At 69.6% G+C, this 21,810-nt stretch carries 19 protein-coding genes and 1 pseudogene; 9 read left to right on the top strand and 11 right to left on the bottom strand.

Going from position 1 to position 21,810, the window contains the following annotated elements; genetic code table 11:
• Positions 1-67: 67 nt before the first annotated feature.
• Positions 68-205 (bottom strand): MFS transporter small subunit, encoded by a 138-nt coding sequence (locus ACZ39I_RS11660; RefSeq protein WP_352381235.1) that lies wholly within the window; start codon positions 203-205, stop codon positions 68-70.
• On the bottom strand, positions 171-1,505 hold the full coding sequence (locus tag ACZ39I_RS11665) for an OFA family MFS transporter (protein ID WP_467244319.1): 1,335 nt from the start codon (positions 1,503-1,505) through the stop codon (positions 171-173). The genes ACZ39I_RS11660 and ACZ39I_RS11665 overlap by 35 nt, the downstream gene beginning before the upstream one ends.
• A gap of 282 nt (positions 1,506-1,787) precedes the next feature.
• Between ACZ39I_RS11665 and fdhD the strand changes: the two genes are divergently transcribed.
• On the top strand, positions 1,788-2,639 hold the full coding sequence (gene fdhD / locus ACZ39I_RS11670) for a formate dehydrogenase accessory sulfurtransferase FdhD (RefSeq protein WP_467244320.1): 852 nt from the start codon (positions 1,788-1,790) through the stop codon (positions 2,637-2,639).
• Between the two features lie 74 nt (positions 2,640-2,713).
• Here the strand turns inward: fdhD and ACZ39I_RS11675 are convergent.
• Together ACZ39I_RS11675 and ACZ39I_RS11680 are read right to left on the bottom strand one after the other, a co-directional pair.
• Positions 2,714-2,851 (bottom strand): annotated as a pseudogene (locus ACZ39I_RS11675) (isochorismatase family protein); the annotation flags it as partial.
• A 54-nt stretch (positions 2,852-2,905) separates the two neighbouring features.
• Entirely contained in the window at positions 2,906-3,343 is a 438-nt protein-coding gene (locus tag ACZ39I_RS11680) for a MarR family winged helix-turn-helix transcriptional regulator (protein WP_467244321.1), read from the bottom strand.
• Between the two features lie 89 nt (positions 3,344-3,432).
• On the opposite strand from ACZ39I_RS11680, the gene ACZ39I_RS11685 reads away from it, so the two are divergent.
• Complete coding sequence (locus tag ACZ39I_RS11685) at positions 3,433-4,350, top strand: quinone oxidoreductase family protein (RefSeq protein WP_467244381.1); 918 nt, start codon at positions 3,433-3,435, stop codon at positions 4,348-4,350.
• A gap of 104 nt (positions 4,351-4,454) precedes the next feature.
• A complete protein-coding gene (locus ACZ39I_RS11690; protein WP_467244322.1) occupies positions 4,455-5,681 on the top strand; it encodes a DUF4185 domain-containing protein in 1,227 nt (408 codons plus the stop codon).
• Here the strand turns inward: ACZ39I_RS11690 and ACZ39I_RS11695 are convergent.
• Positions 5,617-6,639 carry a bile acid:sodium symporter family protein gene (locus tag ACZ39I_RS11695; protein WP_467244382.1) on the bottom strand — a complete coding sequence of 341 codons (1,023 nt, stop codon included), beginning with the start codon at positions 6,637-6,639 and terminating at the stop codon, positions 5,617-5,619. The genes ACZ39I_RS11690 and ACZ39I_RS11695 overlap by 65 nt on opposite strands.
• Before the next feature lie 182 nt (positions 6,640-6,821).
• Here ACZ39I_RS11695 and ACZ39I_RS11700 point away from each other — a divergent pair, with 182 nt between their 5' ends.
• Entirely contained in the window at positions 6,822-7,685 is an 864-nt protein-coding gene (locus ACZ39I_RS11700; protein WP_467244323.1) for a LysR substrate-binding domain-containing protein, read from the top strand.
• 320 nt (positions 7,686-8,005) lie between these two features.
• On the top strand, positions 8,006-9,832 hold the full coding sequence (locus ACZ39I_RS11705; protein WP_467244324.1) for an AMP-dependent synthetase/ligase: 1,827 nt from the start codon (positions 8,006-8,008) through the stop codon (positions 9,830-9,832).
• A gap of 7 nt (positions 9,833-9,839) precedes the next feature.
• On the opposite strand, the gene ACZ39I_RS11710 is transcribed toward ACZ39I_RS11705, so the two are convergent.
• Entirely contained in the window at positions 9,840-10,628 is a 789-nt protein-coding gene (locus tag ACZ39I_RS11710) for a heparin lyase I family protein (RefSeq protein ID WP_467244325.1), read from the bottom strand.
• A gap of 200 nt (positions 10,629-10,828) precedes the next feature.
• On the opposite strand from ACZ39I_RS11710, the gene ACZ39I_RS11715 reads away from it, so the two are divergent.
• Positions 10,829-11,665: an aldo/keto reductase gene (locus ACZ39I_RS11715; protein ID WP_467244326.1), complete on the top strand. Its 837-nt coding sequence runs from the start codon at positions 10,829-10,831 to the stop codon at positions 11,663-11,665.
• Between the two features lie 93 nt (positions 11,666-11,758).
• Here the strand turns inward: ACZ39I_RS11715 and ACZ39I_RS11720 are convergent, their stop codons facing one another.
• Complete coding sequence (locus ACZ39I_RS11720; protein WP_467244327.1) at positions 11,759-12,460, bottom strand: SDR family oxidoreductase; 702 nt, start codon at positions 12,458-12,460, stop codon at positions 11,759-11,761.
• A 69-nt stretch (positions 12,461-12,529) separates the two neighbouring features.
• Positions 12,530-12,742, bottom strand: coding sequence for a hypothetical protein (locus ACZ39I_RS11725; RefSeq protein WP_467244328.1), 213 nt, complete (start codon positions 12,740-12,742; stop codon positions 12,530-12,532).
• Here ACZ39I_RS11725 and ACZ39I_RS11730 point away from each other — a divergent pair.
• Entirely contained in the window at positions 12,720-13,355 is a 636-nt protein-coding gene (locus ACZ39I_RS11730; protein ID WP_467244329.1) for a hypothetical protein, read from the top strand. The two genes, ACZ39I_RS11725 and ACZ39I_RS11730, sit on opposite strands and share 23 nt — an antisense overlap.
• Positions 13,356-13,357: 2 nt before the next feature.
• Here ACZ39I_RS11730 and ACZ39I_RS11735 read toward each other — a convergent pair whose 3' ends face one another.
• Positions 13,358-14,245, bottom strand: coding sequence for a class I SAM-dependent methyltransferase (locus ACZ39I_RS11735; RefSeq protein WP_467244330.1), 888 nt, complete (start codon positions 14,243-14,245; stop codon positions 13,358-13,360).
• 112 nt (positions 14,246-14,357) lie between these two features.
• Between ACZ39I_RS11735 and ACZ39I_RS11740 the strand changes: the two genes are divergently transcribed.
• On the top strand, positions 14,358-15,170 hold the full coding sequence (locus ACZ39I_RS11740) for a phytanoyl-CoA dioxygenase family protein (RefSeq protein ID WP_467244331.1): 813 nt from the start codon (positions 14,358-14,360) through the stop codon (positions 15,168-15,170).
• Positions 15,171-15,211: 41 nt separating this feature from the next.
• Here the strand turns inward: ACZ39I_RS11740 and ACZ39I_RS11745 are convergent, their stop codons facing one another.
• Together ACZ39I_RS11745 and ACZ39I_RS11750 are read right to left on the bottom strand one after the other, a co-directional pair.
• Positions 15,212-16,927, bottom strand: a complete 1,716-nt coding sequence (locus ACZ39I_RS11745; protein ID WP_467244332.1) for a glycoside hydrolase family 6 protein — start codon at positions 16,925-16,927, stop codon at positions 15,212-15,214.
• A gap of 65 nt (positions 16,928-16,992) precedes the next feature.
• A complete protein-coding gene (locus ACZ39I_RS11750; protein WP_467244333.1) occupies positions 16,993-18,402 on the bottom strand; it encodes a cellulose binding domain-containing protein in 1,410 nt (469 codons plus the stop codon).
• A gap of 409 nt (positions 18,403-18,811) precedes the next feature.
• On the opposite strand from ACZ39I_RS11750, the gene ACZ39I_RS11755 reads away from it, so the two are divergent.
• On the top strand, positions 18,812-21,727 hold the full coding sequence (locus tag ACZ39I_RS11755) for a glycoside hydrolase family 48 protein (protein WP_467244334.1): 2,916 nt from the start codon (positions 18,812-18,814) through the stop codon (positions 21,725-21,727).
• Positions 21,728-21,810: the final 83 nt, after the last annotated feature.

A 21,810-nucleotide genomic window follows, 5' to 3' on the forward strand; every position in this document is an offset into this window, starting at 1 on the left:
ACAGGAAACGGGCGCCCGAGTTGTCGGCTTCCCTCACCCCTCGGACGCCCGGACACCTGCCGAACGGTTACTTGGTGAACAGCTGCGTCGCCTTCTGGACGAGCTCGTAGAGCCCGTAGCCGAGCGGCGCGCCCACCCACACCCAGGCCAGGGCGATCAGCGGACGCCGGTCAGGCGGACTCTGGCTGCTGTCGGGCTGTGACATCGGCGGCCTCCCTCGGTGCGGGAATGTGGTGACGGGCGCTGACGGGGCGGACCAGCTCGTTGGCGACGAACCCGACGACGAGCAGCCCGATCATGATCACGAAGGACATCCCGTAGAGGGCGGAGCCGCTCTTGCCCGCGTCCTCCTGGCGGTCGGCGATCCAGTTCACGATCAGCGGTCCGAGGACACCGGCCGTGGACCAGGCGGTGAGCAGCCGGCCGTGGATGGCCCCGACCTGGTAGGCCCCGAAGAGATCCTTCAGATAGGCGGGGACCGTCGCGAAACCGCCGCCGTAGAAGGACAGGATCACCAGCGCGCACAGGATGAACAGCGGCTTGGAGGAGTCGCCGAACAGGGCGATGAGCCCGTACATCACCGCACCCACGCCCAGGTAGACGCGGTAGATGTTCTTCCGTCCGATCAGGTCGGACGTCGACGACCAGCCGATACGGCCCGCCATGTTGGCCGCCGACAGCAGCGCGACGAAGCCGGCCGCGGCCGACACCGAGACCGGGGTCGAGGTGCCCTTGAAGAAGTCGGTGATCATCGGGGCGGCCTTCTCCAGGATGCCGATGCCCGCGGTCACGTTCATACAGAGCACGACCCACAGACACCAGAACTGGGGTGTGCGCACGGCGTTGCGCGCCGAGACCTGCGGCCCTTCGAAGGCACTGGGCGCGCTCTCGACCGGCTTCTCGCTGCGCGGCACGCGCACCAGCAGGACTCCGAGGAGCATGAAGACGGCGTACGACAGCCCGTGCACGAGGAACGCGAGCGCGATCCCGGAGCTGTCGGAGCCGAAGGACTCCAGCATCTGTGCCGACCAGGGCGAGGCGATGAGCGCGCCGCCGCCGAAGCCCATGATGGCGATCCCGGTGGCCATGCCTGGCCGGTCCGGGAACCACTTGATCAGGGTGGAGACCGGCGAGATGTAACCGATGCCGAGGCCTATGCCGCCGACGAAGCCATAGCCGAGGACGATGAGCCAGTATTGCTCGGTGGCCGCGCCCAGCGCGGAGAGCAGGAAGCCGGACGAGAAGCAGATCAGCGCCACCGTCATCGCCCAGCGCGGCCCGTTGCGCTCCACGAGCGTGCCGCCGAACGCGGCCGACAGGCCGAGCATCACGATGCCGAGCTGGAAGGGCAGTGCGCTCTGCGTGCCGCTGAGACCGAGCGCGGACTCGAGCGGCGGCTTGAACACGGACCAGGCGTACGCCTGCCCGATGGAGAGGTGGACCGAGAGAGCGGCCGGGGGGACGAGCCAGCGGCTCCACCCCGGGGGCGCGACAGGGGGACTCATGATCCCGGACGGTAGGAACAAACGAGCTGGTTGAAAAGACGGCGCGTCGACCGTATGCGATGAGCGGTATCCGGCACGCGACGAACGGTCGAACGGACCGGTGCGCAGGGCGTGTTGGGCCACCCGCGCGCTGTTGCCACACATCGACCGCAACCCATACTGTAGACAGTATATCGCCAGGCGTACGGGATCGGCGGTGCAGGACAATGGGCAGCAGATGCAGCAGACGCAGCAAGGGCCGTTTCGGCTACCAGCACGTACAGAACCGGGACTGAGGCACATATGGGACGAGTCACGGAACGACGCAAGGTGATCCGTATCCGCGACGGGGCGATCTCGTCCCGCCCGGACACCCTGGTCACCGAGGAACCGCTGGAGATCCGCCTCAACGGCAAACCCCTCGCCATCACCATGCGCACCCCCGGCGACGACTTCGCCCTCGCCGCCGGCTTCCTGGTCAGCGAGGGGGTCCTCGCCCGGCAGAGCGACCTGCTGAACATCGTCTACTGCGCGGGAGCCACCGCGGACGGCTCGAACACCTACAACGTCGTCGACGTGAAGACGGCCCCCGGCGTGGTCATCCCCGACATCACCCTCGAACGCAACGTCTACACGACCTCCTCCTGCGGCCTGTGCGGCAAGGCCAGCCTCGACGCGGTGCGCACCACCACTCGCTGGCCGATCGACGACGCACCCCCGCTCCGCATCGACCCCGATCTCCTCGCGAGCCTGCCCGACCGGCTCCGTGCGGCCCAGCAAGTCTTCGACCGCACCGGCGGGCTGCACGCCGCCGCCCTGTTCACCGAGGACGGCGAACTCCTCGACGTACGCGAGGACGTCGGCCGCCACAACGCCGTCGACAAACTCGTCGGCCGCGCCCTGCAGAACGCGAACCTCCCCCTGTCCCGGGTGATCCTGCTGGTCTCCGGCCGGGCCTCCTTCGAGCTGGCACAGAAGGCCGTCATGGCCGGCATCCCCGTGCTGGCCGCCGTGTCCGCACCCTCCTCCCTGGCCGTCGACCTCGCCACCGAGACCGGCCTGACCCTGGTCGGCTTCCTGCGCGGCCGCTCCATGAACGTGTACGCGGGAGAACACCGGCTCACCCTGGAGACCGCCACGGCCACCCAGAACTGACTGCGACTGCGAGGGCTCAGTCCGCCGCGAAGCGCACCTGGTCCACCGCCACCACCGCCCCCGGGCGCCGGGCGCCTGGCCGTGAACTCGCCGAGGTTGGTGGCGATCCCACCGAACACCAGCGTGCTGACGCCGTGTTCACGCAGTCGCGCGTCCAGATCGGTGTCCTGGAAGGCACCGATGGTCCGTTTCACGATCTCGACGCCACCGTCGAACCCCGCAAAGGCACCGCGAGCGGCGCGGTCACGACGGAACGTCGTCCGCCATCAGCCCTCCGTATCGGAGATCCGGATCAACAGGCTCATGAACTGGGCGCGTTCGGCCGTCGAGAGCGGAGACAGCAGTTCGTCGTTGGCCGTGCGGGCCGCCTTCTCGCAGCGTTTCAGCAGCCGCGCCCCCTCGCCCGTGAGGGACACCGCGTTCTTGCGGCGGTCCCGGGGGTCGGGTTCGCGCAGGACGAGACCGGCGGACTGGAGGTCGTTCAGGATGCCGACCAGGTCCTTGGGGTCGAGCCGCACCCCGCGGCCGAGGTCGGCCTGGGCGACGGGGGCGAGGTCGCGGACGGCGGAGAGCACCACGTGGTGCCACATCTTCAGGCCCTCGGCGGCCAACGCCTCGGCCACCAGAGCCCGTCCGCGGGCAGCGGCACGGCCGAGGAGCCAGCTGGGGAGGGAGCGGATCGCGGGCAGGGGTGCTTCGGCCATGCGGCCAGCCTAGCCACTATTCATTGGACTTCCCAACGACCATCTCTCTATCGTTGGGAGTACCAATGAATCCACGGGAGGTCGGTGCGATGCGTCGCGTCCGCTACGAGTCCACGGGTGGCCCGCTGTTCCTGGAGGAGGCGCCCGTCCCCGAGCCGGGCCCGGGCGAGCTCCTGGTGCGCTGCGAGGCGGTCGGGGTCACCCTCCCGGTCGTCCGCAAGGTCAGCGGGGCCGCGCAGCCGGTGCCGCTCGGGGGTGAGCTCGCCGGTGCGGTGGTGGCCGTCGGCGCGGGCGTCACCCGCTTCCGGCCCGGCGAACGTGTCACGGGGCTGTGCTTCGGCCACGGTTACGCCGACTTCGCGCTGCTGCACGAGGCCATGGCCTCCCCGGTCCCCGACGGCGCTTCGGCGGTCGACGCGGTCGCCCTGGTCCGCAGCGGGCTGGTCGCACTCGGCGCGCTGGAGGCGGCACGCCCCGAGCCGGGAGAGGCGGCGCTGATCACGGCGGCGGCAAGCGGGGTCGGCCACCTCGCCGTGCAGCTCGCACGGGTCCGGGGGGCGTCCCGGGTCGTGAGCGCGGTCTCCGACCCGGCCAAGGCGGCCTTCGTGCACGCACTCGGCGCCGACGCCACCGCCCTGTACGCGGACGACAGTTGGGGTGAACCTGTCGACTACGTCCTCGACGCGGTCGGCGGCGAGCTGCTCACCCCGGCGCTGGCCGCGCTGGCACCGGGCGGGCGGCTGGTGGCGTACAGCTCGGGCGGCGGGACGATCCAGGCGTACGACCTGCTCGTGGGCGCCAAGTCCGTGACGGGCTTCCAGATGGCGCGGATCGCCCGTGAGCGCCCGGAGTTGTACGAACGGTGGCGCCGGGAACTGTGGCGGATGTTCCTGGACGGCACGCTGCGGCCCGCCGTGCACGGGGAGTTCGCCCTGGAGGACGCGGCGAAGGCGCACGAGGTGATCGAGTCGCGGCGCAACCTCGGAAAGGTCGTACTCCGTCCCTGACGGGACAGGCGAGCGGTTCTTGTGAGGCGCGGGGCGGTGAACCACCGTCCGCGCACCGAAGGTCACCTTTCCTCGGCGGGCCACAGCCGCTAACGTCGCGAACCGTGCCCGAGGACGCACGAGCACGACGGCGAACCGGCACCGGCGTAGGGCTGCTGCTGGCGCTGGTGCTCGGAGCCGTGCTGATCTCCGCCCTCCCGGACGGCGGCGGGCGGGACTCCGGCGACTGCACACCGCTCACCGTCGGCTCCTGGTCGGCCGACGACCGCCTCACCGCCGAGTTCGCCCGCTACGGCGACGACGGCGCCCGCGGCGACGACTGGACCGGCGGCGACGGCACCCACTCGGTGCGGCTGCCCGACGGACGGCTGCTGTGGCTGTTCTCCGACACTTACCTCGGCCAGGTGTACGGACCGCCCAACCCGTTCGGCGAGTCGTACGCGTGGCGCGACACCACCGCCCCGCTGGTGCGCAATTCGGCGGTGCTGATGCGCGACGGCCGCCTGGAGGCCACCCTCCCGGCACCCCTGTTCCCGGACCCGGCCCCGAACCAGTGGCGCTGGCCGGTCGCGGCCCGCGTCGAACCCCGCTCCCCCGGCTCGGACGAACAGGTCGTCAGGGTGCTGCTGTGGGTGCGGACGGCGGGCCAGTACCCCTGGATCTACGGCGTCCCGACCGCCACCGAGGTCGCCACGCTCTCGCTGCCCGACCTGCGCGTCGAGTCGATCACGACGGTCCTCGACGAGCAGCGGGTCGAGGACCCCTCCCGGCGGGTGCTGTTCGGCACGACGCTGGTCGAGGACGGCGAGTGGACGTACGTCTTCGGCGGCGACGACGGCCGGGCCGCATCCCGGTCCGCCTCCTCGGCGTACGTGGCCCGGGTGCCGAAGGGCGGGCTCGCCGAGCCGGGCGCCTGGGAGTACTGGGACGGCTCGGCCTGGACGACCGGTGCCCGCCCGCGCCCGGTGCTCGGGGACGGGCGGCGCACCGGGGTGGGCAGCGCCTTCTCCGTCGTACGGCAGGACGGGACGTACGTCCTGTTCACCATGGCCGCGGGGACGAAGGGGCTCGCGGCCGTGACCTCGTACTGGGCCTGCTCCCCCACCGGGCCGTGGCACGGTCCGGAGAAGGACTTCACCCCGTCCCTGCCCCCGGGCCAGGTCGCCGCCTACAACCCGCAGGCGCACCTCGAAATGAGCGGCGGGGGGCGGCTGGTGCTGAGCTACGACGTCAACTGGCTGGAGACGGCGGTCGCTTCGTCCCAGCTCAACCGGAACGTGTCGTTGTACCGACCGCGGTTCGTGACGCTGCGGCTGACCCCGGCGCGCTGACCTCCCGGGTCTCCTCCGGGACGGGGTCGTGCGAGCGGCGCTTGGCGATCACCGCGCAGACCATCAGCTGCATCTGGTGGAAGAGCATCAGCGGCAGCACGGCGAGCGAGGCGTGGGCGCCGAACAGGACGCTGGCCATGGGGAGTCCGGAGGCGAGGGACTTCTTCGAGCCCGCGAACTGGATGGCGATGCGGTCCTCGCGGCCGAAGCGGAGCCCCTTGGCGCCGTACCAGGTCAGGGCGAGCATCAGGGCGAGCAGAACGGCCTCGACGATCAGGAGCCCGCCGAGCCTGAGCGGGCTCACCTGGTGCCAGATGCCCTGGACCATGCCCTCGCTGAACGCGGTGTAGACGACCAGCAGGATCGACCCGCGGTCGACGAGGCCGAGGATCTTCTTGTGGCGGGTGATGAAGCCGCCGATCCAGCGGCGCGTCACCTGGCCCGCCAGGAACGGCACGAGCAGTTGGAGCACGATCTCCAGGAGCGAGTCGGCGGAGAACCCGCCGCTGCTGCCGAGCAGGGCGGCCGCGAGGAGCGGGGTGAGGACGATGCCGACCAGGGAGGAGAAGGAGCCTGCGCAGATCGCGGCGGGCACGTTGCCGCGGGCGATGGAGGTGAAGGCGATCGAGGACTGGATGGTGGAGGGGACCAGGGTGAGGAAGAGCAGGCCCTGGTAGAGCGGGTCGGTCAGGAAGACCGGGACGAGTCCGCGGGCGGCCAGGCCCAGCAGCGGGAAGATCACGAATGTACAGGCGAGGACCGTGACGTGCAGCCGCCAGTGCTTGAGGCCGTCGAGGGCCTCACGGGTGGACAGGCGGGCGCCGTACAGGAAGAAGAGGAAGGCGATCGCCGCCGTGGAGGCTCCGGAGGCCACGTCCGCGGAGGTCCCGCGTGCCGGTACGAGGGCCGCGAGGCCCACCGTGCCGAGCAGCAACAGGATGTACGGGTCGACCGGCATCCAGGCCGGCCACTTCAGGCGCTTCACGGTGCTCCACTTACTCGTGTTCGACGACGGTACGGCCTCATGACGGGTACCTCCCTCGGGGCGGAAGGACCCCCTCCATCGTCCTCCTTCCCTGCTTGATCGGGAATCCCGTATACCGCTCTGACTGTCATCACGTTCCGCGATAAGCTCCCGGCATGTACGACCCGTCGCAGTTGCGTACGTTCCTGGCGGTGGCGCAGACCTTGAGCTTCACCCAGGCCGCCCGGCGGCTGGGGCTGCGCCAGTCGACCGTGAGCCAGCATGTGCGGCGTCTGGAGGAGGCCGCGGGGCGGCAGTTGTTCACCCGGGACACCCACTCCGTGGAGCTGACGGAGGACGGCGAGGCGATGCTGGGGTTCGCGCGGCGGATCCTGGAGGTGCACGACCAGGCGACGGCGTTCTTCACGGGCACGCGGCTGCGGGGGCGGCTGCGGTTCGGGGCGTCGGAGGACTTCGTCCTCACCCGGCTGCCGGAGATCCTGGAGGGCTTCCGGTACGACCATCCCGAGGTGGACCTGGAGCTGACGGTGGAGCTGTCGGGCACCCTGCACGAGCAGCTGGCCGCCGGGAAGCTGGACCTCGTACTCGCCAAGCGGCGGCCGGAGGACCCCCGGGGTGAGCTGGTGTGGCACGACCGGCTGGTGTGGATCGGCGCGGAGCGGCTGCGCCTGGACGCGGACCGTCCGGTGCCGCTGATCGTGTATCCGCCGCCGGGGATCACTCGGACGCTGGCCCTGGAGGCACTGGAGCGGCAGGGGCGGGAGTGGCGGATCGTGTGCACCAGCGGGAGTCTCAACGGGCTGATCGCCGCCGCGCGGGCCGGGCTGGGGGTGATGGCGCACTCCCGGGGCCTGGTGCCGCCGGGGCTGGTGCGGGTGCCCGACCGGTCCGGGCTGCCGGAGCTGGGGCAGGTGGACTTCGTGCTGGTCCACGGCCGTCGCCGGACGGCCGCGCAGGGGGCGGCCGAAGCGCTGGCCGCCGCGATCCTGGCGGGCGGGGACAGGCTGCACCGGCAGTGAGGCCCTCGGCCGGAGTGACACATTCCGGGGTGGCGGCGCTGAAGGAAGAAGAGGACGGCATCCCGCGGACAACCGTTTCACCAAGGCCGCGAGCCGTAACCGGGACGTACAGATTCAGTGGAGATTGACGGCCTGGAAACTTACGCAACCGTCGGTTTTCTGTCCGACCCTTCCCCATGTGAGGGTATTTTCCGGTACTGACCAGGCCATACGTGAGCACCGCTCGGCTTCGGCCCCTCTCCCGCCGGATGTCAGGGTGGGGTAGCTTTCACGGCGCTGTGCGGAGCTTCACAGCGCGCCAGGGAGAGCGGGAGCGGGGTTTGCGCGAGTTCACCAACCCTCCGTTGGCGTTGGCACCCCCGGTGGGCGGACTGGCCGACGTCGTCTTCGAGCATGCCCAGAACGACCCCGTGCACATCGCCCTCGGCCGCAAGGACGAGAAGGGGCAGTGGCGGGACGTGACGTCCGCGGAGTTCCGCGACGAGGTCCTGGCCCTCGCCAAGGGACTGCTCGCCCAGGGCATCCGCTTCGGCGACCGGGTCGCGATCATGTCCCGTACCCGCTACGAGTGGACGCTGTTCGACTTCGCCCTGTGGACGATCGGCGCGCAGGTGGTGCCGGTCTACCCGACCTCCTCCGCCGAGCAGTGCTTCTGGGCGCTGTACGACTCCGAGTGCACAGCCGCGATCGTGGAGCACGAGGACCACGCGATGACGATCGCCACCGTCATCGACCGGCTGCCGCAGCTGCACCGGCTGTGGCAGCTGGACTCCGGCGCGGTGCGGGAGCTGTACGACGCGGGCGCCGCCATCGAGGACGAGGTGGTGCACCGCCACCGGCAGGCCGTGACCCCGGACTCGGTCGCGACGATCATCTACACCTCGGGCACCACCGGCCGCCCCAAGGGCTGTGTGATCACCCACGGCAACTTCATGTACGAGGCGGACACCGTCATCGAGCGCTGGGAGCCGGTGTTCCACTCCAAGAAGGGCGACGAGGCGGCGACGCTGCTGTTCCTGCCGCTCGCGCACGTCTTCGGGCGGATGGTGCAGGTCGCCGCGATCCGTGGCCGGGTCCGCTTCGGCCACCAGCCGCAGATGAACGCGGCCGCCCTGCTGCCCGACCTCGCCGCGTTCAAGCCGACGTTCTTCCTCGGGGTGCCGTACATCTTCGAGAAGGTCTTCAACGCCTCCCGCCGCAAGGCCGAGAAGGAAGGCAAGGCCGGCCCGTTCGAGAAGGCCGTCGACGTGGCGGTGAAGTACGCGGAAGCCATGGAGGCCAAGGCCTGGGGGATCGGGCCCGGACCGTCGGCGGGGCTGCGGATGCAGCACCAGCTCTTCGACAAGCTCGTCTACTCCAAGATGCGGGCGGCCATGGGCGGCCGCATCAAGCAGGCCATGACCGGCGGCTCGGCCATGGACCGCAAGCTCGGGCTGTTCTTCGCCGGCGCGGGCGTGCACATCTACGAGGGGTACGGCCTCACCGAGACGACCGCGGCGGCGACCGCCAACCCGCCCGAGCGCACCCGCTACGGCACGGTCGGGCAGCCCATCCCCGGCATGACCGTGCACATCGCGGACGACGGCGAGATCTGGCTGTACGGCCCCAACGTCTTCCAGGGCTACCTCAACAACGAGAAGGCCACCGACGAGTCCCTGCACGACGGCTGGCTGGCCACCGGGGACCTCGGCTCCCTCGACGAGGACGGCTATCTCACCATCACCGGCCGCAAGAAGGAGATCCTCGTCACCTCCGGCGGCAAGAGCGTCTCCCCCGGTGTGCTGGAGGAGCGGGTGCGCGACCATCCCCTGGTCTCGCAGTGCATCGTCGTGGGCAACGACCGCCCCTACATCGCCGCCCTGGTCACCCTCGACCAGGAGGCCGTCGAGCACTGGCTGGGGATGCGCGACAAGCCCCGGATGTCCCCCGCCGAGCTGGTGCGCGACGCCGACCTGGAGACCGAGGTGCGGCGCGCGGTGGTCGCCGCCAACACCCTGGTCTCGCAGGCCGAGTCGATCCGTACGTTCCGCATCCTGGCGCAGCCCTTCACCGAGGAGCACGGGCTGCTGACCCCGTCGCTGAAGCTGAAGCGCAAGGCGATCGAGACGGCGTACGCGGGCGAGGTCGACGCCCTGTACCGGGCCTGAACCTGCCTCACACGAGCTGGTAGCCGCGCAGGTTCGTCAGCAGGAGATAGGTGTCCTGGAGGGACCCCGAGGTGTCGCCGAGGGAGCGGTAGATGCCCCACTTCGGGCGCACCCGGTCTGCCAGGAAGGTGTCGACCCCGGTCTTGGACGCGTCGATCACCGTCGAGCCGCCGGTCTTGAGGATCCAGCGGACCGAGCCCGCCGAGCCGTTGCCCACCTTGATCTGGAAGTCGACGTCGGTCCACCTGTCGTGCAGCGGGTCCAGGCTGGTGCGGCCCACGAGGGCGTCGCTGTCGAACAGCTTCAGTTCGATGGTCTGCGCCCCGTTCACCCGGCGCAGGGACTGCACGACGATCGGCGAGGTGCCGGTGCCCGGCTGCTTCATCTGCATGATGTGGGTGAAGCTGGTGGTGGCCTTCAGCGAGCTCGGGATGTACATCGAGTACGTGACCCGCCAGGTCTGGCCCTGCGTCCACTTCAGGTAGTTGCTGCCGCTGGTGCGCAGCCCGGTGACCTCCTGGCGCTGGCGGTCGGTGGAGGTGTCGCGGTCGGCCATGTGCATGTTGAAGCGCCAGTTGTCGCCGGAGGCGTGGATGTGGGGCTGTCCGCCGGGGTGCGAGTCGGCGCGGTCGTCCTCGACGGTCTCGAAGGCGCCGAGGCCGTCGCCGCTCGCGGTCGGGGCCCACTTCTGCTGCCAGGACGCGGCGTGGGCGGTGGTCGCGGTCGGCAGACCCGCCACGGTTCCGGCCGCACCGGCGAGCGCGGCGCCCAGCAGAGTTCTTCTGGATGTGCCCATGACAAAGATCACCTCACTATGGGGCGTTCACATTCGTGCACGGCATTCAGTGACGCAATCCAGGGTCGCCGCAGGGCAGTTGACGGTCAATGGTCCGGACTAAAGAGACCAGATGGATTCTCCCGTCAGGAATGCATCACGGCTCGTGATCGTTGACGATGGTGGTACCACCTGACGACAACCGTAAGGATCAAGAGCTCGTGAGCAGCAAGGTCCCCCCGATCACCCTCAACAACGGCGTCGAGATGCCCCAGCTGGGTTTCGGCGTCTGGCAGGTTCCGGACGACGAGGCCGAGCGCGCCGTCGCCACGGCGCTCGAGGCCGGGTACCGCAGCATCGACACAGCGGCGATCTACGGCAATGAAGTGGGCACCGGAAAGGCCATCGCCGCCTCCGGAGTGGCCCGTGAGGACATCTTCGTCACCACCAAGCTCTGGAACAGCGACCAGGGCTACGACGCGACCCTGCGCGCTTTCGACACCTCGCTGGACAAGCTCGGCCTGGACTACGTGGACCTGTACCTGATCCACTGGCCCACGCCCTCCCGCGACCTGTACGTCGACACGTACAAGGCGTTCGAGAAGCTCCACGCGGACGGCCGGATCCGGGCCATCGGAGTCTCCAACTTCGAACCCGACCACCTGGAGCGGCTGATCGCCGAGACGTCCGTCGTCCCGGCCGTCGACCAGATCGAGCTGCACCCGCACCTCCAGCAGCAGGCGGCCCGCGAGTACCACGCGGAGCACGGCATCGCCACCGAGGCGTGGTCGCCGCTCGGCTCCGGCAAGGGCCTCCTGGAGGTCCCGGCCGTCGTGGCCATCGCCCGCAAGCACGACCGCACCCCGGCCCAGATCGTGCTGCGCTGGCACCTCCAGCTCGGCAACGTGGTGATCCCCAAGTCCGTGACGCCGTCCCGGATCAAGGAGAACATCGAGGTCTTCGACTTCAGTCTGGACGCCGAGGACCTGGCGGCGATCAGCGCGCTCGACGAGGACCGGCGCCTGGGCCCGGACCCGGCGACGTTCAACGCCGCCTGACGGCACAGCGGTTCGGCCGGCGGTGCGGTCCCTGTCGTGGGGACCGCACCGCCGGCCGTCGTGTGTCCGGCGTCAGCCAGTCCGCTCCGCGCTTCAGACGGGCTGGCCGATCGGCCGTACGACCACGGTGTTGATGTCGACGCCCTCCGGCTGCCGTACGGCCCACACGACCGAGTCGGCGATCTGGTCTGCGGTGAGCAGGTGGCCGGGCGGCAGGCTGCCGTTGCCGTCCCAGAACGGTGTCTCCACGCGGCCGGGGGCCACCAGGGTGACGCCGACGCCGAACTCGGTCACCTCACGGCGGGTGTTCTCGGCGAGCCCGGTCACCGCCCACTTCGTCGCCCCGTAGAGGTTGCCGGGTGCGTGGATGAACCCGGCGACGCTGCCGATCAGGACGATCCGGCCGCGGGTCTCCTTGAGGGCGTCGATGGAGGCGCGGATCAGGAGGGCGGGGCCGAGCACGTTGGTCAGCACCATCTCGCTCCAGCCGGCGGGGTCTCCCGCGGCCACGGTGTCATGGGTGGCGAAGCCCGCGTTGGCGACGACCGTGTCCAGCCGGCCGAACTCCTTGAGCGTGCCATCGACGGCGGCCTGGATGTCGTCGTACTCGGCGGCGTTGCCGACGAACGTCAACAGCCCGTCCGGGTCGCCCAGTTCCTCGGCGAAGGCGCGCAGGCGCGGCTCGCCCCGGCCGGTGACGGCCACCCGGTGGCCCGCGTCGAGCAGTCGCCGTGCGACCGCGGCGCCGATACCGCTGCCGCCGCCGGTGATGAGCGCGACCGGTGAGTCGGACATGGCTTCCCCCTGTGTTCTTCTGCCATCTCGTGGATGTCGGGGAGTACATCAGTTGGAGCGTTCTCGAAGTCAAGTGCCGCAGACCTGGCGGTGATCGGCCGAGGCGCACACCGTGCGGGCGGCACGGTCGGGCTCCAACGGGTACGTCCTGTCAGCCAGATGGGGTGTGACCACATGCAACTCCTCGCCGCCCGAGGTGAATCCGAGGGCGAGTACCGGAGAGTCCCCCACGGGCAGGGTGGCGGCCGGGAGGGCGGGGGTGGCGGTCTCCCACACGTTCACGGACCCGTCCGGCTCACTGGCGGCCACCAGTGAGCCGTCGGCGGAGAAGCCGAGCGTGAGTTGGTGCCGGTTGGAGCCGCCACTCCTCAGGACGGCCGGCCTGCGCAGGCGGCGCAGTGCGGCGGCCTCGGCGGGGGTGCACCGGGCATGGACGGCCTCCGCGGTGTGCGCGACGGCACCTCGGACCTCGCCGACGGCCTATGTCCTCCGCGGCCGAGAGGCCCGGCGCCGCGTGTGGTCACTGCTGGACCGGGCCCCCGATTCGGCCGGGCGCCCGCGCGACCTGGCCCTGGACCGCGGCCCGGCGGCTTCGGGAACCCTGTACGGCACCGAGGTCCCGGCCCCGGTGATCCGGGCCCGCATGCTGGCCACGGAACGGATCGTCGCCGTAGCGGATCCGGCGGGGCAGCCTCTGGACCGGACACCGCAGGAGGAGGCCGAGCGACAGGTACTGGCCGAGTCCTTCATGCCCACCCGTGTCCGACACGTACAGGGCGCACTGATCACCGAGTACACCCGCACCCCATCAGGGGCGCGGGGAACTGCGCGACAAGCCACGGACGGCCCGCAGCCGCCCGACGACACACGGCGGCACATCCAGCGGCGGAACTGACCTCAACCGGTCCGCACAGCCGTGTGCACGGTGTGCACCGCCAGCACGAACACATCCGCCCGCCGGTGCACACTCGCCGCGTCCGCGGGATCGAGCAGCCGGTCGAGAGTGTCCCGGTCGCCGGATTCCAGGTGCTCCCCGAACACCTCCCGCAGCCGCCCCAGCGACGCGGCGATGTACGCACGGGCCCGATCCGTCGTCGGCGCCGGAAGATCGAGCATGAAGCTGCGGGTACCGGTGTGCCGCAGCCCCGCGGAGGCCATCAGCGCGGGCCAGTCCTCGACCTCGGAGACGGCGTCGGGCAGATCCGCCCGCATCTGCGCGAACCACTCCTCCTCCAGCGCGTCGAGCCGCGCCTGCAAGCCGGGCCGTCCGATCCCGATGTCCCGGGGCAGAAAGCGCGCCGGCAGCCCGCCCTCCAGCAACGCCAGCGTGCCGCCCCGGGCCAGCCGCGAGGCGAACGCGGCGATCCCGGCCCGCTGGTCCCCCAGGTGGTGCAGGCTCCGGCTGGCCCAGAGCAGGTCGACGGGATAGTCCAAGTCGTCGAGGACTCCGGGCAGTTCACCGGCGAGGGTGCCGAAGCGGTCGGCGACACCGAGCCGCTCGGCCCGGCCCCGCGCCCGTTCCAGCAGCGGCTCGGCCCCGTCTACGGCAACCACCCGGGCCCCCGGAAACGCCTCGGCGAGCAGACAGGACAGCACCCCGGGCCCACTGCCCGCGTCGACGATCAGCCCAGGCTCGGTCTGCTTGTGTCCGAGCCACGCCAGGGCCCGCTCGTACAGGGGCGTGAACAGTTCCGCCTGGGTCTCCAGGTGCTGGGCCATCCTGGACCAGTCGATGTCGGTGTGCTCGTGGTGGTGGTGACCGTGGGTGCCGTGATCGTGCGCCATGGTGTCAGCCTCTCCTCGGGATGCGGCCAGCGTGCGCCGACGCACCGCGAAGAGGCCAGCGATGTTGCCGCGACGGCAAAAAACACGGCAAAGCGGGCGTAAAGAAAAGGAGATGCGCGGATCCTGGCCGGTCCCCCACGATGACCCGATGGACGACGAACTGGTGGAGCGCTTCCTCGAAGACGGATTCGTGAAGATCGAGGGCGCCTTCCCGCCCCGCGTCGCCCAGCACTGTGCGTCGCTGCTGTGGCGGGAGACGGGCTACGACCGGGAGAACCCGGCCTCCTGGAAGGACCCGGTGGTGTGGGTGCCCGGGATGGCCCAGGTCCCGTTCGCGGCCGCCGCCAACTCGCCGGTCCTGCACGAGGCGTTCGACCTGCTGGTGGGCGAGAACCGCTGGCAGCCCCGCTATTCACTGGGCACTTTCCCGTTGCGGTTTCCGCACGCGGAGGAACCGGACGACGCGGGCTGGCACATCGAGGCCAGTTACCTCCCAGAGGACGCGCCCGCCGGCATGTACCACACCAACCTGCGCTCCAGGGACCGTGCCCTGCTGATGCTGTTCCTGTTCAGCGAGATCACCGAGGCCGACGCCCCGACCCGCATCCGGGTGGGTTCCCATCTCGACGTACCGCCGGTCCTGGAGCCGTACGGCGAACAGGGTGCGTCCTTCCTGGAGTTGGGCCCGAAGGTGGACGCGGCCTCGGCCCACCGTCCGCTCGCCCACGCCACCGGCAGGCCCGGGGACGTCTACCTCTGCCATCCCTTCCTGGTCCACGCGGCCCAGCCCCACCACGGCACGCGCCCCCGCTTCATGGCCCAGCCGCCTCTGCTGCCGGCCGAGCCGTACGAGCTGGACCGCCCGGACGGCGACTACTCGGCGGTGGAGTTCGCGATCCGCCGGGGCCTGGCCAAGGAGAGCTGACCAGACCCCGGCGGGGGTGTCGCGTCGCGCACTCGGCAGATTTACAGCGCCGGGTACGCGTTCTTCATGAGCTCCTGGAACTGCGCCGAGAACCAGTGGCCCGACAGCGGGGCGTTCGGCAGCGCACCGGACATGTTGTTGTTGTTGCGCGGGTTGCCGGTGTACGTCGGGTCGCACATCCGGTCGAAGCCCTTGCCCTCGTCGTTCGCGATCGCGGAGCTGGACCCGTCGGACTCACCCGGAGGCTTGATCCACACGTAGGCGTCGATCCCGGCGGCCGGGCTGGCCTTCGGGCGCTCACCGAGTCCGGCGCCGGACTGGTTGCACCAGTTGCCGACGTGGATACGCCGGTCGATCTTGCCGCCGTTGACGTAGGTGTCAACGTCCGTCATGGCACCGGGGCCGGTGGGCCGGGCGGTGCCGCCCCAGCCGTTGCGGGAGGTGTCGATCAGCATGCCGACGCCCGAGGGGAAGCCCTGGTTCACGGCCTCCTGGCGGAACGCCTGGGCGTAGGAGAGCTCGTCGACGTACCGGTTCCAGTCGACCCACTTGGACTCGCGCACGGACTTGCCGTTCACGGAGTCGTTGATGGTGAAGTTCTGCTCCTTCAGCGCGCTGTAGTTGGCGGTGTTGGTGATGAAGCCCTGCACGTCGTTGACCGTGGCGCCCTCGGCGGTGGCCGCCTGCTTGATCGTCTGGACGGTCGCGGAGAAGTTGTCGTCCCAGCCGAGCCAGCCGTGGTGCCCGGCGTCCACGTAGTTGTAGACGTTGGCGGCGTCACCGAGCTTGTTGAGCGCGTAGCCGACGCCCTTGACGTAGTTGCCGTTCGCCTTCATCGTGTCGCAGTTCGCGGTGGCGGTGGGCCGCGGGGTGACGTTGGTGACGAGGTTCGGCAGGGAGTCGAGCTCGACCGTGTTGACGATCCGCAGCGAGGCGTACTTGGGGTCGGCGAGGATCGCTGCGATCGGGTCGATGTACTGCGTCTTGTACTTGTCGATCTCCGTCGGGCCCAGTTCGCCGTTGGAGGCGAGGGCCGAGCAGTCGCGGCCGGGCAGGTCGTAGATGACGAGCTGGACGACGAGCTCTCCCGAACCCTTCTGCTTCAGCGCCTCGTCGAGATGGGCGCGCAGGCCCATCTTGCCGCCGGTGCCGTTGATCGAGGCGATCCGGTCCAGCCACACGCCGGTGGGCTGGTTGGAGATGCGGCTGCCGCCCGGCTCTGCGGCGGCGTTGGCGGACCACTCGGGATTCACGTACACCTTGGCGCCCGCATACGGGTTGTCGACCCGGGTGCCGGGGGTGCCGGGGTCGGTCGGGCCCGGGTCGGTGGGGCCGCCGCCGTCGACGTTGCAGGTCACCCCGTCGAGGGTGAAGGTGGTCGGGACGGCGTTGGTGCCGCTGTAGCTGCCCTGGAAGCCGAAGCTGGCCGAACCGCCGGTGCCGAGCGTGCCGTTGTAGCTCTCGTTGGCCGCGGTGACGGCCGTCCCGCTCTGGCTGATCTTGGCGTTCCAGCCGCTGGTGACCTTCTGGTTTCCGCCGTACGACCACTTCAGCGACCAACTCGACTTGGCGGCGCTGTTGTTGGTGATCGTGACGGCCGCGGTGAAGCCGGTGTCCCACTGGTTCTGCACCTTGTAGTCCACGGTGCAGGGGACGGCGGCGAGGCCCACGTCCCCGGGGGCCACGGCTAGCGCGGTCCCGGAGGCCCCGGCGACGAGCGCCAGGGCAGCGAGGAGCGCTGTTCTCGTACGACTCATGAGTGCGGGTTTCCTTCTCGTTCGCGGGTGTTGTCCGTTGAGCGGTGCTGTGCGTTGAGCGGGTGCTATCCGTTCAGGGCACGCAGATGGTCACGCAGCCCGGTGCCGAACGCTGTGGGTGTGCCGTCGTAGCTGCTGATCAGGGACGGTCCGGTGGAGCAGTCCCAGGTGTTCCAGGTCCAGCCGAGGTACGACAGGCCATGGCTGTCGAACCACTTCATGACCTGGTCGATGAAGCCGTGCGCGCAGGTGTTCTCGCCGATCTCCCCCGCCACGAGGGGGACTTGAGCGGCCACCGGGGCGAGCGTGGAGTTCCAGCAGCTCTCGGTGGAGCAGGTGTTGAAGTTGTACACGTGCCAGGCGGCGGCGAGATTGCCCGCCGGGTCGGCCGGTTTGTACGTCAGCCACTGGCTGACATCGTTCGAGTAGGCGATGCCGCCGGCCAGAAGCAGGTTGGTCGCGCCGGTGCCCCGGACGCTGTCGACGAGATCCTGCATACCGGCGACCTCGTACCCGATGCCCGGGCAGGTGCCGCCGTCGCGCCAGCACTGCCACGCCTGGGTGGTCGTGGAGGTGGCGCGGTCCGGGTAGGGCTCGTTGAACAGGTCGAAGACGACGGTCCGGTCGCTCTTGAAGGTGTTGGCCACCGAGGCCCAGAAGGCGGGCGTGTACTGCATGTCGGGCATCGGCTTCTGGCAGCTTGCGTGCACGTCGGAGCAGCCGGCGGAGTTGCCGGTGTACTGCCCGTAGGTCCAGTGCAGTTCGACCACGGGTGTCATGCCGTGGGCCTTGACCTTGGCGACCAGGTCCTTGACGGCGTTGATGTAGTTCGCCCCGGCGTAGGCCGGATCGATGTTGGACAGACCCAGCCAGCACTCCTCGTTGAGAGGGATGCGGACCGTGTTGGCCTTCCAGTCGGCGATCGCCTTGACGGAGGCGTCGTCGACCGGGCCGTCGAAGATGCCGCGGCCCTGAACGCACATGAACTCGCCGCCGGACCGGTTCACGCCGAGCAGCCGACGGGTGGTGCCGCCCGCGTCCACGAGCTTGTTGCCGGAGACCCGCAGAGCGGGGGGTGTGCCCTCGGCCGGGTCCGTCGGGTCCGGCGTGGGCGAGGGCTCGGCAGCCGTGTTGCAGCTGGTGCCGTTGAGCTTGAACGAGGTCGGGACGGAGTTGCTCCCGGACCAGGACGCGATGAATCCGGCGCTGACGCTCGCTCCGGTGGCCAGCGAGCCGTTGTAGCTCTCGTTGGCAGCGGTGACCGTCTTACCGGACTGGGACCATTTCGCGTTCCAGCCCTGGCTGACCTTCTGCCCGCCGGCGAAGTCGAACGTGAGGCTCCAACTGCTCACGGCGGCCATGTTGTTGGTGATCCTCACGGACCCCTGGAAGCCGCTGTCCCACTGGCTGGTGACGGAGTACTCCACCGAGCAGGCAGGGGCGGCGCCGGACGCCGTGACCACCGGCACCGTCACGGACCCGATAAGGGCGACCGCGCCGGCAACGGCTGCTGCTTTCCCCCGGGGGACAACCCCCGGACCCCCAGCAGAAAAACGGGCCGTCCGACGTGACCGGCGTGTCCTTCGCGGGGCGAACCTGAGTAAAGGTACTGAACGCGGGGGGTGTCGCATGAGCGACTCCTTGCAGATCAGCGCGGCCGTTACGGACGCGTCGACTGATGGAATCGCTCCCACTGGTGCCAAGGAAGGTAGCGCCAAGTGACGGCAAAGAACAGAGGGGTTACTTGACTTTTCCTCAGCGCCGTTCGTCGAATCTTTTCGACTCTTCAAGCACCTTGACCCCTTGAACGCTCGTCCTCACTATGGGAGCGCTCCCACTGGTTCAAGCCTTGACTTCTCCGAGCCGCACAAGGAGGAACCAGCAATGCCCCCCACCAGGAGACGCCGGACCGTTCGGCGATTGTGGACCGCTGTCGTGGCGGCCATGGCACTGCCGTTCGCGATGCTGAGTGCGGCTTCAACTCCCGCACAAGCAGCTGCAGTTCAGTGCAGCGTCGACTACAAGACCAATGACTGGGGCTCCGGTTTCACCGCGGATCTGACGATCACCAACCGCGGCACGGACGCCATCAACGGCTGGACCCTGACGTACAGCTACGCGGGCAACCAGAAGCTGAGCAACGGCTGGAACGGGACCTGGTCCCAGTCCGGCCAGACGGTCACGGTCAACAGCGCCACGTACAACGCGAACATCGCCGCGGGCTCCGCGGTCACCACAGGCGCGCAGTTCACCTACAGCGGCGCCAACGCGGCGCCGACGAACTTCGCGATCAACGGCACCTCGTGCACCGGCGCCCATCAGCCGCCGATCACCGTGCTGACCAGCCCGGCCGCGGGCGCGGTCTACACCCAGGGCACCGCGGTCCCGCTCGCCGCGACGGCCGCCGCCGCGGACAACGCGACCATCAGCAAGGTGGAGTTCTACGACAACACCACCCTGCTCGGCACCGACACGACCTCGCCGTACTCGCTCTCGGTCTCCAGCTTGACCGTGGGCAGTCATTCGCTGCTCGCGAAGGCGTACGACAGCCTGGGCGCGTCCGGGGAGTCGACGCCGGTCGGCATCACGGTCGCCTCGGGTCCCGCGGTCGTCGCCTCGGCCACCCAACTCGCCGTCCAGCAGGGCAAGACGGGCACGTACACCGTGAAGCTGTCGACGCAGCCCTCGGCCAACGTGACCGTCACGACCGCCCGCACGAGCGGCAACTCGGGTCTGTCGGTGACGGGCGGCGCCTCGCTGACCTTCACCCCGTCGAACTGGAGCACCGCGCAGACGGTGACGATCACCGGCAACGCCTCCGGCACCGGCGCGGCGACCTTCGAGTCGACGGCGACCGGCCACGCCAAGGCCTCGGTGACGGTCACCCAGATCGCGGCGACGGGCACGTACAACGCCCGCTTCCTGGATCTGTACGGCAAGATCACCAACCCGGCGAACGGCTACTTCTCCCCCGAGGGCATCCCCTACCACTCGGTCGAGACGCTGATCGTCGAGGCGCCGGACCAGGGCCACGAGACCACCTCGGAGGCGTACAGCTACCTCCTGTGGCTCCAGGCCATGTACGGCAAGGTGACGGGCGACTGGTCCAAGTTCAACGGTGCCTGGGACATCATGGAGAAGTACATGATCCCCACCCACGCCGACCAGCCGACCAACTCCTTCTACAACGCCTCCAAGCCGGCGACCTACGCGCCCGAGCTGGACACCCCGAACGAGTACCCGGCGAAGCTGGACTCGTCGGTCTCGGCCGGCTCCGACCCGATCGCGGGTGAGCTGAAGAGCGCGTACGGCACCGACGACATCTACGGCATGCACTGGCTGCAGGACGTCGACAACGTCTACGGCTACGGCAACTCGCCCGGCAAGTGCGAGGCGGGACCGACGGACACCGGACCGTCGTACATCAACACCTTCCAGCGCGGTGCGCAGGAGTCGGTGTGGGAGACGGTGCCGCAGCCGACCTGTGACCAGTTCAAGTACGGTGGCAAGAACGGGTACTTGGACCTCTTCACCGGTGACGCCTCCTACTCCAAGCAGTGGAAGTTCACCAACGCCCCGGACGCCGACGCGCGTGCGGTGCAGGCCGCGTACTGGGCCGACAAGTGGGCCAAGGAGCAGGGCAAGGGCTCCGACGTCTCCGCGAGCGTGGGCAAGGCCGCGAAGATGGGCGACTATCTGCGCTACGCCATGTACGACAAGTACTTCAAGAAGATCGGCAACTGTGTCGGTCCGTCCACCTGCGCGGCCGGTACCGGCAAGGACGCCTCGATGTACCTGCTGTCCTGGTACTACGCCTGGGGCGGCGCCACCGACACCTCGGCGGGCTGGGCCTGGCGCATCGGATCCAGTCACGCGCACGGCGGCTACCAGAACCCGATGGCCGCGTACGCGCTGAGCTCCTACGCCAGCCTGAAGCCCAAGTCGGCCACGGGCGCGTCGGACTGGAACACCTCGCTCACCCGGCAGTTGGAGTTCTACCGCTGGCTGCAGTCCGACGAGGGTGCCATCGCGGGCGGTGCGACGAACAGCTGGGCGGGTCGTTACGCGACTCCCCCGGCCGGTAAGTCGACCTTCTACGGCATGTACTACGACCAGCAGCCCGTCTACCACGACCCGCCGTCCAACCAGTGGTTCGGCTTCCAGGCGTGGTCGATGGAGCGGGTCGCCGAGTACTACCAGCAGACGGGGAACGCGCAGGCCAAGGCGGTCCTCGACAAGTGGGTCAAGTGGGCGCTGTCCAAGACCACGATCAACCCGGACGGCACGTACCAGATCCCGTCGACGCTGCAGTGGTCGGGCCAGCCCGACACCTGGAACGCGTCAAGTCCCGGCGCCAACAGCGGACTTCACGTCACCGTCGCCGACTACACCAACGATGTCGGCGTGGCCGCCGCGTACGCCAAGACCCTGACGTACTACGCGGACCGCAGTGGTGACACCCAGGCCGCCTCCACGGCCAAGTCGCTGCTGGACGGCATGTGGACCAACTACCAGGACAGCCTCGGTATTGCGGTGCCGGAGAACCGGGCGGACTACAACCGGTTCGACGACGCGGTGTACGTCCCGAGCGGCTGGACCGGGACCATGCCGAACGGTGACGCGATCAACTCGTCGTCGACCTTCGAGTCCATCCGCTCCTTCTACAAGAGCGACCCGGCCTGGTCGAAGATCGAGGCCTACCTCAAGGGCGGCGCGGTGCCGTCGTTCACGTACCACCGGTTCTGGGCCCAGGCGGACATCGCCATGGCCATGGGGTCGTACGCGGAGCTTCTCGAATAACCAGCCCCCGCCGGGCGCTCCGCGGGTTGCGCCGTGTTCTGACTGCGGGTCCGTTGTGGCGGTCGCGCAGTTCCCCGCGCCCC

Source organism: Streptomyces sp. NPDC024687 (assembly GCF_055559055.1).

What these genes read in the sequence shown, in the direction of transcription:
- ACZ39I_RS11660 (WP_352381235.1), bottom strand. Translation starts at nt 205, where the DNA reads ATGTCACAGCCCGACAGCAGCCAGAGTCCGCCTGACCGGCGTCCGCTG.
- ACZ39I_RS11665 (WP_467244319.1), bottom strand. Translation starts at nt 1,505, where the DNA reads ATGAGTCCCCCTGTCGCGCCCCCGGGGTGGAGCCGCTGGCTCGTCCCC.
- fdhD (WP_467244320.1), top strand. Translation starts at nt 1,788, where the DNA reads ATGGGACGAGTCACGGAACGACGCAAGGTGATCCGTATCCGCGACGGG.
- ACZ39I_RS11680 (WP_467244321.1), bottom strand. Translation starts at nt 3,343, where the DNA reads ATGGCCGAAGCACCCCTGCCCGCGATCCGCTCCCTCCCCAGCTGGCTC.
- ACZ39I_RS11685 (WP_467244381.1), top strand. Translation starts at nt 3,433, where the DNA reads ATGCGTCGCGTCCGCTACGAGTCCACGGGTGGCCCGCTGTTCCTGGAG.
- ACZ39I_RS11695 (WP_467244382.1), bottom strand. Translation starts at nt 6,639, where the DNA reads ATGCCGGTCGACCCGTACATCCTGTTGCTGCTCGGCACGGTGGGCCTC.
- ACZ39I_RS11700 (WP_467244323.1), top strand. Translation starts at nt 6,822, where the DNA reads ATGTACGACCCGTCGCAGTTGCGTACGTTCCTGGCGGTGGCGCAGACC.
- ACZ39I_RS11710 (WP_467244325.1), bottom strand. Translation starts at nt 10,628, where the DNA reads ATGGGCACATCCAGAAGAACTCTGCTGGGCGCCGCGCTCGCCGGTGCG.
- ACZ39I_RS11720 (WP_467244327.1), bottom strand. Translation starts at nt 12,460, where the DNA reads ATGTCCGACTCACCGGTCGCGCTCATCACCGGCGGCGGCAGCGGTATC.
- ACZ39I_RS11735 (WP_467244330.1), bottom strand. Translation starts at nt 14,245, where the DNA reads ATGGCGCACGATCACGGCACCCACGGTCACCACCACCACGAGCACACC.
- ACZ39I_RS11740 (WP_467244331.1), top strand. Translation starts at nt 14,358, where the DNA reads ATGCGCGGATCCTGGCCGGTCCCCCACGATGACCCGATGGACGACGAA.
- ACZ39I_RS11745 (WP_467244332.1), bottom strand. Translation starts at nt 16,927, where the DNA reads ATGAGTCGTACGAGAACAGCGCTCCTCGCTGCCCTGGCGCTCGTCGCC.
- ACZ39I_RS11755 (WP_467244334.1), top strand. Translation starts at nt 18,812, where the DNA reads ATGCCCCCCACCAGGAGACGCCGGACCGTTCGGCGATTGTGGACCGCT.